This window comes from Acetobacter sp. DsW_059, from assembly GCF_002153695.1.
Lineage (GTDB): Bacteria > Pseudomonadota > Alphaproteobacteria > Acetobacterales > Acetobacteraceae > Acetobacter > Acetobacter thailandicus.
This window is the reverse complement of sequence record NZ_JOPI01000014.1, coordinates 29,844-42,084: the sequence shown is the minus strand read 5'-3', so window position 1 is coordinate 42,084 and position 12,241 is coordinate 29,844. Positions and strand designations below refer to the sequence as shown.

Sequence of the window (12,241 nt, the reverse complement as noted above, 5' to 3'; positions counted from 1 at the left end):
CCCTTCAGCATTAATGCTGCCAGAGAAGTAAAATTATCCACGATGTTTAACAGTGCTCTGCAACGAGGTCCAGAAACAAAGTGCGCATCAGTTTAAATCAGTTTTCAAGCATCCGGCGCATCAGTTCAACGTCTTCAGCAAAAGCGGCATCACGTTCCATCAGTTCTGCGACGCGGGCCACAGCATGCATGACCGTTGTGTGGTCACGATTGCCGAATTTCCGTCCGATCTCTGGCAGAGAGCGGCTGGTGAGCTGTTTGGCCAGATACATCGCAACCTGCCGCGGGCGTGCTACTGCACGGGCACGGCGGGCTGAAGACATATCTGTGAGGCGGATATTCCAGTGTTCTGATACTTTTTTCTGAATTTCTTCAATCGTCACACGTCGGTCATGTGCTTTAAGAATGTCGTGCAGTACATCCTGCGTGGCTTCTAGCGTAACCGGGCGGCCAAAGAGGTTTGCATGTGCGATAAGACGGTTCAGCGCACCTTCAAGTTCACGTACATTGGTCGTAATCTTGTGAGCCAGAAATTCAAGAACCTTAGCCGGAACAATGACCCCTGATGCCGCAGCTTTGGCTTCCAGAATGGAAATGCGCAGCTCAAAGGTCGTGGCATGAATGTCTGCCACCATGCCGCACCCAAGGCGCGTGCGCAGCCTGTCTTCAAGGCCTGACAGATCAGAAGGTGATTTATCGGCAGAAACAATGATCTGACGCCCGGCATCAACCAGCGCATTGAATGTATGAAAAAACTCTTCCTGCGTATTATCTTTCCCGATCAGGAACTGGAGATCATCAATCATCAGCACATCGACTGAACGGAGCTGCTCTTTAAACTCCATCGTCGACTGAGAGCGGATCGCAGCGATAAAACGATACATAAATTTTTCGGCTGACATATAAGCGACAGAGACATTGCCTCTTTGCAGCAGTTCAGCGCCAATGGCGTGCATCAGGTGCGTTTTACCCAAGCCAACGCCACCATAAAGAAAGAGCGGATTAAAACCGACGCTTGATGGTTTTTCGGCAACGCGGCGTGCGCAGGCATAGGCAAACTCATTTGGTTTGCCGACCACAAAATTATCAAAAGAAAAACGGGTATCGAGTGTCGCGGCTATATCATTTTTATTTTCAAGACGGCCGATATCGTCAGCATCAGCTGGCAGGCCGGGAGAGAGCGGAGCCGGCGTCGGTGCTGATACAGCCGCAACCTCACTGGTAATGACCGGAGCAGCCGGGTCACCAGGGCGGGCAACCTGAAGCTCAACATGACGAATAGAGGAAACTTCCTGGTTCCAGAGCTCACTAAGCCGGTCACCATACTGACTACGGACCCAGTCACGCAGGAATCGTGTTGGCAGCAAAAGCGTAATTTCATTGCCATCAACGGGGCCAAGCGCGATTTTTGTCAGCCAGGTATGATATTCAACCTCGCCCACTTCTCCCTTTAAGCGCGAGCAGATGCGCAGCCATGATTTTTCGAGAGCCTTACCATCGTCATCAGGTGCAAGGGTATTTTTGTCATCGTCCACCCCGATACTCATTTACACTCCCAGGTGATTGAACAAAATAAATGGCCTTGGAAACGCCCCGGAAAAAAGCATATCAGCCCCTGACGAGACACCATGATGGTATATCAGTCTGGTTCTTTTCAGAGTGTTGCACCGAAAAAGATGAGGCAAAAACTGTCAGAAGGGTTTTTGCAACTTAACGTTAAACACTTCGCTCACGATAACGCAGAGCCTGTGCACGAGCAACAAAAAAGACAGTTTCGTGATAGTTGAGACCGGGGGCATGCCTTCCTGAAAAAGAAAGCCGAATCATCCTCGGGATGATCCGGCTTTTTCAGTCTTCACTGCGTTGATTTTAAAAAAGTTTAAAATCAGGCTGTGGCAAGAGCTTTAACGCGGGCAGAAAGGCGCGCAATTTTGCGAGACGCCTGGTTGCTGTGAACAACACCTTTGCTTGCAGCGCGCTGAATTTCAGGCTGAGCGAGACGCAGAGCTTCGCGTGCTTCTTCCTGGTTGCCCGATGTGATTGCGAGCTCAACTTTCTTGATGAAAGTACGCATACGAGATTTGCGAGCTGTGTTGCGTGCAGTGCGCTTTGCTGTTTGTCTGATACGTTTGCGGGCTGATGCAATATTTGCCATGAGTTTCGTGTTGTCCAGCATAAAAGAATGGAGCTGATGGCTGACAGGCCGACCAGCCAGAAAGAGTAGCGGAGCTGTAATCCACAGGTGTGGCACTCGTCAAGCTTCATCACACGAAATAGAGCTTTTTTCGCAGAAATGTTGCTTTTCAGAGCAAAAAAACGTCGACCGGCCGCTTTGCTGAATCTGTTGTATGCCAGGGCAGCCTTCTTCACCAGGGCAGGCAGGGCACGGCTGACCCGCTTTGCCATACACTGCCCACGCATGCTGGAAATAGCCAAGCCCACCATCAGGACGCACATAATCTTTCAGGCTTGATCCGCCGGCGGCTATGGCTTCGTTCAGAACCTTGCGGATAGCCGTAACGAGAGGACGCAGCTGCTGCGCTGTCAGGTTCCCCGCCGGCGTGCGCGGGTCAATGCCCGCATAAAACAGAGCCTCGCAGACGTAAATATTGCCCAGACCAGCAACGTTTCCCTGGTCAAGGAGCGCAGTTTTTACAGGTGAGTTTTTATTTCTGAAAGCATCAGCAAGTGTTCGCCACGTAAACTGAGAGGAAAGTGGTTCTGGCCCCATAGTGCGAAATGAAGAATATTGCTCTTCATCTGCTGTGTGTATGAGGTCGACAAAACCAAAACGGCGCGGATCTGTGAAAACACAGGCCTTATCATCGTCTGTTATAAAGACAACGTGATCGTGCTTTCCGTCATGGCTCTGAGAATCGAGAGTAACACGCCCTGACATGCCCAGATGCATGATAATCGTAAGGTCACCGGATAATCTTATGAGAATGTATTTTCCGCGCCGCTGAAAATTTTTAACAGTTTTACCTTTGACGCGACGGGTAAAATCGGCAGGAATCTGCCGTCTAAGGTCGTGTCGCTTTACGATAGCAGTCTGGATGATGCGATTCTGCAGAGCAGATTGCATTCCTCGTATAACAGTTTCAACTTCGGGTAGCTCTGGCATGACAAAAAAGCAGAGTATAGAATGGTGCCATGATCGACAATAGCTCCATGCCCCCCTCTTCTTCTCATGACGCAAGCGCTGAGGAGACGGATTTCGGATTTCGTTCTGTTCCCAAAGAAGAGAAAAAGCCGCTTGTGCGTGCTGTTTTTGACAGTGTGGCGAGCAAATATGACGTAATGAACGATTTAATGTCTCTGGGCATTCATCGTGTCTGGAAACGTATTTTCATTACCGAACTTGCTCCGGCGCCAGGCCTTAAGCTGCTTGATCTGGCTGGTGGCACAGGCGATATTACCTTCGGGTGGATGCGCAGTGGTGGTGGCCCCGCTATTATGACGGATATTAATGCCAGCATGCTTTCAGTCGGGCGTGACCGGGCTATTGAAAAAGGTCTGGTGTCCAACCTGTCTTTTTGTGTGGTCGATGCTGAGGCTATTCCGCTTAAAGATATGTCTGTCGACCGCGTCACGATCGCGTTCGGGCTGAGAAACTGCACCGATAAAATGGCTGTTATCCGCGAAGCACGTCGTGTTCTTCGTCCCGGCGGTAAGTTTCAGTGCCTTGAATTTTCCCGTGTTCAGGTCGCGGCTCTCGCACCTGTCTATGATGCCTGGTCTTTTAAAGTGCTGCCTGTGATGGGCGGGCTCGTAGCGAAAGATCGCGAAAGCTATCAGTATCTGGCAGAAAGCATCAGAATGTTCCCTGACCAGGAAACTCTGGCGGAGATGTTCCGTGAGGCTGGCTTGTCGAATGTTAAATATCAGTCTCTCTCAGGCGGCATCGCAGCTATTCATTCAGGCTGGCGTCTGTAAGATATGAGCCAGATCCCGCCTGTGCGTTCTGTTCTGCTGGTTGTTACCGGCAGTATAGCGGCTTTTAAAGCGCCTGAGCTGATCAGGATGCTAAGAGCTGCGGGCATAGCAGTGCGCTGTGTGCTGACAAAAGGCGGGGCTGAGTTTGTAACGCCTCTTACATTACAGGCACTCAGCGGAGAGAGGGTGCATACCGACCTTTTCTCTCTGACCGCCGAGCAGGAGATGGGGCATATCGCCCTCTCCCGTTCTGCTGATCTCGTGCTTGTGTGTCCTGCCTCTGCCGATTTTCTTGCAAAAATAACACATGGCCTGGCAGATGATATAGCCAGTACGCTTTTGCTGGCGACTGATACGCCTGTCATGGTTGCACCGGCAATGAATGTGCGTATGTGGGAGCACGCGGCAACACAGGCTAATGTTACGTTGCTCCGGCAGCGTGGTGTACAGCTTATTGCTCCTGTTGATGGTGTGATGGCCTGTGGTGAGTCTGGCCCGGGGCGTATGGCTGAACCTGCGGATATCAGTGATACTGTCATAGGGTTTTTCAGGCAGAAATTGCGTGAGGGTCGTGCTCCGCTGGCTGGCAGGCGCGCTCTGGTTACCGCCGGGCCAACCCATGAACCGCTTGACCCTGTGAGATATATTGCAAACCGTTCTTCAGGCTTGCAGGGGTATGCTATTGCTGAAGCTCTTGCTGATTTAGGGGCTGATGTAACACTGGTGAGTGGCCCCACACAGCTGCGTAACCCGGCGGGCATGACGGTGATCAGATGCGAAACTGCACGTGATATGCAGGCAGCAGTTCATGCTTTGAAACAGCAGGATATTGCCGTTTGTACAGCCGCTGTAGCTGACTGGCGCCCTGCTGCGCAGGCGACACAAAAGCTTAAAAAACAATCACGTAATGATGTCCCGCCTCCGCTTGCCCTGGCCGCGAACCCTGACATTCTGGCTGAGTTATCTCAGCCCTCTCCTATCCGGCCTCAGCTGGTCGTCGGGTTTGCCGCTGAAACCGAAAACGTCGCGCAATACGCTCAGGCAAAGTTAAAACGTAAACAATGTGACTGGATTGTTGCCAATAACGTTGGTGCAAATTCTGATGTCATGGGCGGAAGTGAGAATGAAGTTATGCTGATTACGTCTCAGACTTCTGACGCCTGGCCCAGACTCTCAAAAACAGAGGTCGCCCGTAAACTGGTCGTGGCGATCGCTGACTGGTTTTCTCGTTCTTTATAATTCGCGTTCTGGAAAAAAAATATGTCAAGTTTATCCCCGGTTGTGCATGCTCTGACTGTGCAGATTGAGCGTCTGCCTCATGCGCAGGACCTCCCGCTCCCAGGCTACGCGACTTCTGGTGCAGCCGGACTGGATCTTCTTGCCGCCGTGGAAAAAGATGTGGTGCTTCAGCCTGGTGCACGGGTTTTGATTCCCACAGGCCTTAAGGTGGCCCTCCCTGCCGGCTACGAGATGCAGGTAAGACCCCGTTCAGGTCTTGCGTTGAAGCATGGTCTTGTCCTGCCTAATTCACCAGGTACCATTGATCAGGATTACCGTGGTGAAATTGGGATTATTATGATGAATATGGGGCAGAAACCTTATATCGTTGAGCGTGGCACCCGTATTGCTCAGGCTGTTGTGGCACCGGTTATGTGCGTGCAGTGGCATGAGGAAAAGATTGTGGAGCAGACAGAGCGTGGTGCAGGTGGTTTTGGCAGTACCGGAACAACGTCGGCATGAAAGCAGGACAAACAGACACTACATTTTCTTATGCGGTGCACCGTATCCGACAGGAAAGCGGACTTTATAAGAGCGTAGAGTTTACTGTTTTTGTTTGTTTGTCTGGTTTGCTGCTGCTGGGGGGGCACTATATTTCAGGGCTTACGTCCCCCGGCTTTTTTGAAAAAAAATACTTTATAATCAACTCACCGGGAGAGTTCTTTCTGTGCGCGCTCTTCACTGTGGCGCGCCTGATCTCGGCTGTTATTTTATCTTTTTGCGTTGCCGTGTGTTACGGTTTTGCTGCGACAAAAACCAGGTTTGGAGAACGCTTTTTACCGCCTCTCCTGGGTGTAACAAGGTTCGTCCCTTCCCTCAGTATATTACTTCTGACCATGTTGCTTGTTGGGGCATACGCACCAGGCGTGACATTCCTGCTGGAAGGCGCCGTACTTTTCTCCGCAGTTTTTTCCATGGCTCAGAAAAGTGCTGAAAATATTTGTTATGCCCTTAAAAATATCCCATCAGAACTGAGTGAAGTAACACGATGCTTTAAATTAAATGCATGGCAGAAACTTCTGATACTTGACTGGCCAAAAGTTATTCCCGGGTTTCTGCATGATTTAAGAAATGCATTGGCCGGTGGTTTTATTGTGATTTTATATGCTGAGATTATCAGTGTGAATCATAATGAAAGCAGCTTACCCGGGCTGGGTTCTTATGCTGCTTCAGCTGTGTTTCAGGGAAATCTTCTGCCCGCATTGTGTGTTCTGGTTGCTATTATTCTGCTGATGGCAGGGAGTGAGTCTATCCTGCTTCGCCCTCTTAATGGCTGGGTTGCACGCTACTATGCTGATGATTATAGAGCGGATACGCATGAAGATGGTGCTGAGTTCATTTCTTTTGAAGAGAGTTATCTCCCTGTAAATAAAAGAAAATTAAATTTTAATTCGTTCTATGAAAGATGCCTCAGACTATTTTCCGAATATTTTTATCGTTGTTTTTCTAAGAAAAATATTTTTCTGAAGAAAATGCAGCTTTCAACATTGTTTTTTATAAGCTTTGTCACGCTTCCGATTGTTATATGCTTTACTCTGTTTACAGTAAGCTTCCACCTGTATCAGTTTACTCAGTATCTGGATGTTTTGTGTCGCTGTGTCATGACACTTCTGCGCATTGGCTGTGTGCTGTTTTTTGCATCATTGCTCTGGCTTCCGTTTGGTATATGGCTTGCGCTGCATGCAAAAAGAAGAGAATTTATTTTAAAAACAGTAAGTTATTTATCATTTTTCCCTGTTGTTATATTGTGTTGCTTTGTCCCGGCTTTGTACTGGTCTGGTTCTTTCCGGCCTGAAAGCTGGTGTTTTTTTCTGCTGATCGCGGGCGCGCAGTGGAGCATCCTGCTGCATGTTGTCCATCGTATGATGGCTTTTCCAGATAGTTTTTCAGATGTGATTCAGACTTTCCATACGCGTGGTTTTTTTCTGATTCGTACTATCATTATGCCATACATCATCCCGGGTTTTTTATCTGGTCTGGCAGAAGCTGCAGCCAGATCATGGTGCGTCGTTGTGGCGGCTGAATGGCTGCCGGGGCATACATCAGATTTTTTTGTTTATGGTGTGGGGTCTTATCTGGCAGAGGCATTTCAGGCGCGCTCTGTGTCTTGTTTAATGCTGGGAATAGTGATGATGGTCTTTTGTGCCATGGTAGTTAATTTTCTGTTATGGCGACCACTGATCAGTTATGTCTATCGTACTCTGAAAATCAACTGACGGAACTGCCTGCAGAATGTCTTATTCATCTGAAAATGACCAGATATCAGAGACAAAAACAGTCCTGGTGAGCAGCCGTACTGTCTCACAGGTCTATCATAAAGATAGTGCTGTTGATTTGCAGGTTCTTGATGATGTGACACTCGATATTTACGAGGGTGAAATAGTCGGTCTTCTGGGGCGTGCAGGATCAGGGAAATCAAGTTTTCTTCGCATCATGGCAGGGCTTATTTCTCCCTCTTCAGGAGAAGTTGTCTGGAATGAGAAACGCCAGCTCGAAAAAAACAGGCCAGATGTGGCAATGGTGTTTCAGTCTTTTGCCCTCTTCCCCTGGATGACCGTCAAAGAAAATATTGCACTTGGCCTGAAAGGGCAGAAACTTTCAAAAACAGATAAAGAAACGCAGGTAACCGCAGCCATAGAACTTATGGGTCTGGGAGGCTATGAAAATGCCTGGCCCAAAGAACTTGCTCCTGACATGAAACAGCGTGTTGGTATGGCCCGTGCGCTGGCTATCAGGCCTGAGCTGATTTGTATGGATGAGCCTTTTTCTGATCTGGATATTTTGACTGCCGAAAATCTTCGAACTGATTTTGTGGAGTTATGGAACGAGGATAAGCTCCCGGTTAAGTCTCTGATGATGGTGACACATAATATCGAAGAAGCTGTGCTGATATGTGATCGTATCGTGGTGTTTTCGTCTAACCCGGGTCGTGTGGCGCATATTCTGCCTGTAACGCTTTCTCATCCGCGCAGCAGAGAAGATCAGGAATTCAGAGGGATAGTTGATCATATCTATGCGCTCATGACGCAACGCGCCCCTGTTATTTCAGAGGCTGATATCTCAATAATGCCTAAACCACCGTCTGCACCTGCGCCATCGGTTCTGACTTTGCCGCCGGTTTCAGTCGCTATGATGACAGGTATGATGGAAGCCCTCGCCGCCGCCCCCCTGAATGGCCGCGCTGATCTGCCCGTGCTGGCAGAAAAATTACAGCTTGAGCTTGATGATCTTTTCCCTCTTGGTGAATCTCTTGAGCTGCTGGGACTTGCAGAGCTTGAAGATGGCGATATTTTTCTGACGGATGAAGGGGTGCATTTTGTACTGAGTGACCATGAAGAGCGTAAGGCTATTATGGGCTATGCGCTTATTCATAATGTGCCTCTGATCAAAACAATCAGAGCTGTTCTTGATGAACGTCCGTCACACAGCGCAGATGCAACACGCTTTCTCAGCGAGCTGGAAGCCGGTATGTCGCCAGATTATGCCCGGCAGACTTTACACACGCTGATCGGCTGGACCCGGTTTGCTGAGCTTTTTGATTATGATGAAGAAAGTAATCGTTTTTATACGGATGAGAAGGAAGGTGATTAACCTTCCTTCCGGATATTACCGGTAGCGTTCTGCGAACAGCTTTCTCATTTTAACAACTTTTGGCGCAATGACAGCAGCGCAATAACCGGTTTGTGGGTTATTGTTGTAATAGTTGAGGTGTTTTTCCTCTGCCGGCCAGAACGTGCTCAGAGGCGCAATTTCTGTGACCAGAGGGTTACCCCAGATATCAGCCTCTTCGATTTCTTTTTTAATTGTCAGAGCAGATTGCTGCTGCGCATCATTTGTATAGAAAATGCATGAGCGGTACTGCGTGCCGATATCATCTCCCTGCCGGTTGAGTGTTGTTGGATTATGCAGGGTAAAGAAAATTCTGAGCAGATCATCGTAGCTCATGATCTCGGGATCAAAGATAACTTTTACAACTTCTGCATGTCCCGTCGTGTCTGTGCAGACCTGCTCATATGTAGGGTTTGTAGTATGCCCGCCCGCATAACCAGGAATGACAGACTTTACACCCTTCATATCGCGCAGCACAGCATCAAGACACCAGAAACACCCGCCCCCCAGAACGGCATAAACAGGATCAGACATATAAGATACTCCGGTTGCTGAAGCATATGCAGAGTGAAGGCTCTGCATATGCTTTATATATCTTAGATAATGCGCGCCAGAGCGGTTTTAAGGCGTGCGCATTCTTCCTTCTGCGTGGCCAGACGGTCCTTCATCTCCTGCACGACTTCAGGGTTAGCACGGGCAATGAAGTTTTCGTTGGAGAGTTTTTTGACCGTTTTGGCCTCTTCCTCTTCGGCTTTGGTCAGCTCTTTTTGCAGGCGTTTTCTTTCGGTCGACAGGTCGATAATACCTTCAAGAGGTAAAACCAGAGTTGCCTCTTCAAGAATAGCCTGCGCGCAGCCCTGAGGCAGCTCACCTTCGAGAATATCAATCTCAGAGACGCGGGCCAGGCGACCAATTGCCTCCTGCCAGCGTTGTGCCCGTTCTGTAATCTCAGTGCTGGCATCTTTAAGGAAGACAGGCACTTTTTGTGAGGGCGGGATGTTCATTTCAGAACGTACCGCACGAATTTCAGAAATTAACCTGATCATCTGTTCACATTCTGCCCGGGCATTATCTGCCTGAGATAACTGAACAGGTTCAGGCCAGGACTGAGAAATTAAAGACCCCTCCTCACCAAAACCAAAGGCATGCCACAGATCATCGGTAACAAAAGGCATAACCGGCTGGAGAAGACGAAGAATTTGTCCGAGAACATGAGCGGCTACATGACGGATCTCTCTGGCTTCATCCTGATTTTCTGAAGCGAAAACAGGCTTAGCGAGCTCAAGGAACCAGTCACAGAAGCAACCTCTGACAAAGCGGTAACAGGTCAGAGCGTATTCATCAAAGCGATAGGCTTCGAGCGCCTTTGTTGCGTCTTCCACCGCCTTTGATGTTTCTGACAACAGCCAGATGCCCAGAGCAGACTGAACTGTTTCGGGCTTAAAGCCTGCAACCGCACGAATTTCGTTCATCTCGCAAAAGCGTGCGGCATTCCAGAGTTTGGTTACAAACGTGCGGTAATCCTCGACCTTTTTACGGCCAAGTTTTACATCCCGCCCTACCCCGGTCAGTGAGCAGATGGTGAAGCGCAAGGCATCTGCACCATAATCATCAATAAGCTCCAGGGGGTCGATACCGTTGCCCTTGCTTTTAGACATTTTCTGTCCGCGCTCATCACGAACAAGGCCATGAATGAAAATATCTTTAAACGGCACATCATTCATGAAGTGCTGTCCCATCATAATCATTCTGGCAACCCAGAAGAAAATGATGTCAAAGCCGGTTACGAGCACGCTTGTTGGGTAATAGCGTTCAAGTTCAGGCGTTTTGTCAGGCCAGCCAAGCGTTGAAAAAGGCCACAGACCAGAAGAGAACCACGTGTCGAGCACGTCTTCATCCTGTGTCAGGACAACGGCACTGTCATAATGTTTATCAGCCTGAGTTTGTGCTTCAGCTTCATCATGAGCAACAAACACATGACCATCGGGGCCATACCAGGCCGGAATACGATGTCCCCACCACAGCTGGCGTGAAATACACCAGGGCTGAATATCACGCATCCATGCAAAGAAAGTATTTTCCCACTGTTTCGGGATAAACGTAATACGTCCGTCTTCAACAGCTTCAACAGCAGGGCCGGCAAGCTTTGCCGCATCACAATACCACTGAGTGGTCAGGAAAGGCTCAATCACTGCGCCACCACGCTCAGCGTGTGGAACCTGGTGTCTGTGAGGTTCGATTTTTTCCAGGTAGCCGAGGGAGTCCAGCTCTGCAACAATGGCTTTACGCGCGTCTTCGCGTGAGAGGCCGTTCAGGCCGTTTACAAAGGCCGGGTCAGCCAGGCCAGCAACAGCCTGAAGATCTTCTTTAATTTCATCCAGGGTGATGCGTGCTTCTGCATCAAGTACCGATATCATCGGGAGCTGGTGGCGCTGCCCGACCTCAAAGTCATTAAAATCATGTGCAGGTGTGATTTTAACGGCGCCTGTTCCTTTTTCAGGATCAGAATAGGCATCAGCAACAACCGGAACCAGACGGCCGGTTAAAGGCAGGCGTACCTGCTTGCCGACAAGATGGCGATAGCGTTCATCTTCAGGGTTTACGGCAACAGCAACGTCACCCAGCATGGTCTCCGGGCGTGTCGTTGCAACTGTCAGGGTGGTATCTGTCAGCCCGTCAACAGGATAACGAATATACCATAACGAACCATTAACCTCTTTGTTCTCTACTTCCAGGTCCGAGATCGCTGATTTAAAGACCGGGTCCCAGTTCACCAGGCGGTTGTCGCGGTAAATAAGTTTCTGATTATAGAGAGCGACGAAGACTTCTTTCACGGCCCGTGACAGGCCTTCATCCATTGTAAAGCGCTCACGTGGCCAGTCCAGCGATGCCCCCAGGCGTCTGAGCTGCTTTGTAATGCCTCCGCCAGACTCTTCCTTCCACTGCCAGACCCGTTTGGTAAAAGCTTCGCGTCCCATTGACTGACGCGAAAGCCCCTCACTGGCCAGAGAGCGTTCAACTACCATCTGTGTTGCAATGCCGGCATGATCAGTCCCGGGTTGCCAGAGCGCGTCAAACCCCTGCATGCGTTTCCAGCGTATCAGCGTGTCCTGCAAGGTCATGGTTAAAGCATGTCCCATATGCAACGTGCCTGTGACGTTGGGCGGTGGGATCATAATGCTGAAAGGTGGTTTCTGCGTGTTTTCAGGGTTGGCAGAAAAAGCCTTATTGTGCTCCCACAGGGCATAAAGACGTTTTTCTGTTGAGGTAGGATCAAAGGTTTTGCTGAGTGTCATAATTAACCAGGCCACATGAAAAAAGCGGAAGGCATGAAAATGCCTTCCGCCTTTAAGGAGAGAGTTTCACAACTGCATGTTATAATAGCGTATACAGTTATATCAATGCAGAGGAGGTGAATC

At 49.3% G+C, this 12,241-nt stretch carries 10 protein-coding genes; 5 read left to right on the top strand and 5 right to left on the bottom strand.

Features of this window, described 5'->3' with window-relative positions:
* Positions 1–97: 97 nt before the first annotated feature.
* From dnaA to mutM, 3 genes are all read right to left on the bottom strand, one after another.
* Positions 98–1,546 (bottom strand): chromosomal replication initiator protein DnaA, encoded by a 1,449-nt coding sequence (gene dnaA, locus HK25_RS03450; protein WP_086554073.1) that lies wholly within the window; start codon positions 1,544–1,546, stop codon positions 98–100.
* Positions 1,547–1,884: 338 nt separating this feature from the next.
* On the bottom strand, positions 1,885–2,154 hold the full coding sequence (gene rpsT / locus HK25_RS03445; RefSeq protein WP_086554081.1) for a 30S ribosomal protein S20: 270 nt from the start codon (positions 2,152–2,154) through the stop codon (positions 1,885–1,887).
* A 99-nt stretch (positions 2,155–2,253) separates the two neighbouring features.
* Positions 2,254–3,123 (bottom strand): bifunctional DNA-formamidopyrimidine glycosylase/DNA-(apurinic or apyrimidinic site) lyase, encoded by an 870-nt coding sequence (mutM, locus tag HK25_RS03440; RefSeq protein WP_086635317.1) that lies wholly within the window; start codon positions 3,121–3,123, stop codon positions 2,254–2,256.
* A gap of 29 nt (positions 3,124–3,152) precedes the next feature.
* Here mutM and HK25_RS03435 point away from each other — a divergent pair, with 29 nt between their 5' ends.
* Genes HK25_RS03435 through HK25_RS03415 form a run of 5 tightly spaced genes read left to right on the top strand, consistent with a single transcriptional unit; the run spans position 3,153 to position 8,804 of the window.
* Positions 3,153–3,935 carry a class I SAM-dependent methyltransferase gene (locus HK25_RS03435; RefSeq protein ID WP_086554075.1) on the top strand — a complete coding sequence of 261 codons (783 nt, stop codon included), beginning with the start codon at positions 3,153–3,155 and terminating at the stop codon, positions 3,933–3,935.
* 3 nt (positions 3,936–3,938) lie between these two features.
* Complete coding sequence (coaBC, locus tag HK25_RS03430; protein WP_086635316.1) at positions 3,939–5,174, top strand: bifunctional phosphopantothenoylcysteine decarboxylase/phosphopantothenate--cysteine ligase CoaBC; 1,236 nt, start codon at positions 3,939–3,941, stop codon at positions 5,172–5,174.
* A gap of 21 nt (positions 5,175–5,195) precedes the next feature.
* Positions 5,196–5,675 carry a dUTP diphosphatase gene (dut, locus tag HK25_RS03425; RefSeq protein ID WP_086635315.1) on the top strand — a complete coding sequence of 160 codons (480 nt, stop codon included), beginning with the start codon at positions 5,196–5,198 and terminating at the stop codon, positions 5,673–5,675.
* Entirely contained in the window at positions 5,672–7,429 is a 1,758-nt protein-coding gene (locus HK25_RS03420) for a hypothetical protein (RefSeq protein ID WP_086635314.1), read from the top strand. Before dut ends, HK25_RS03420 begins: the two co-directional genes overlap by 4 nt.
* 16 nt (positions 7,430–7,445) lie before the next feature.
* A complete protein-coding gene (locus HK25_RS03415; protein ID WP_086635313.1) occupies positions 7,446–8,804 on the top strand; it encodes a nitrate/sulfonate/bicarbonate ABC transporter ATP-binding protein in 1,359 nt (452 codons plus the stop codon).
* 15 nt (positions 8,805–8,819) lie between these two features.
* On the opposite strand, the gene msrA is transcribed toward HK25_RS03415, so the two are convergent.
* Together msrA and HK25_RS03405 are read right to left on the bottom strand one after the other, a co-directional pair.
* Positions 8,820–9,356 (bottom strand): peptide-methionine (S)-S-oxide reductase MsrA, encoded by a 537-nt coding sequence (gene msrA / locus HK25_RS03410; protein ID WP_086635404.1) that lies wholly within the window; start codon positions 9,354–9,356, stop codon positions 8,820–8,822.
* A 62-nt stretch (positions 9,357–9,418) separates the two neighbouring features.
* Complete coding sequence (locus HK25_RS03405; protein ID WP_086635403.1) at positions 9,419–12,118, bottom strand: valine--tRNA ligase; 2,700 nt, start codon at positions 12,116–12,118, stop codon at positions 9,419–9,421.
* Between the last annotated feature and the right edge of the window lie 123 nt (positions 12,119–12,241).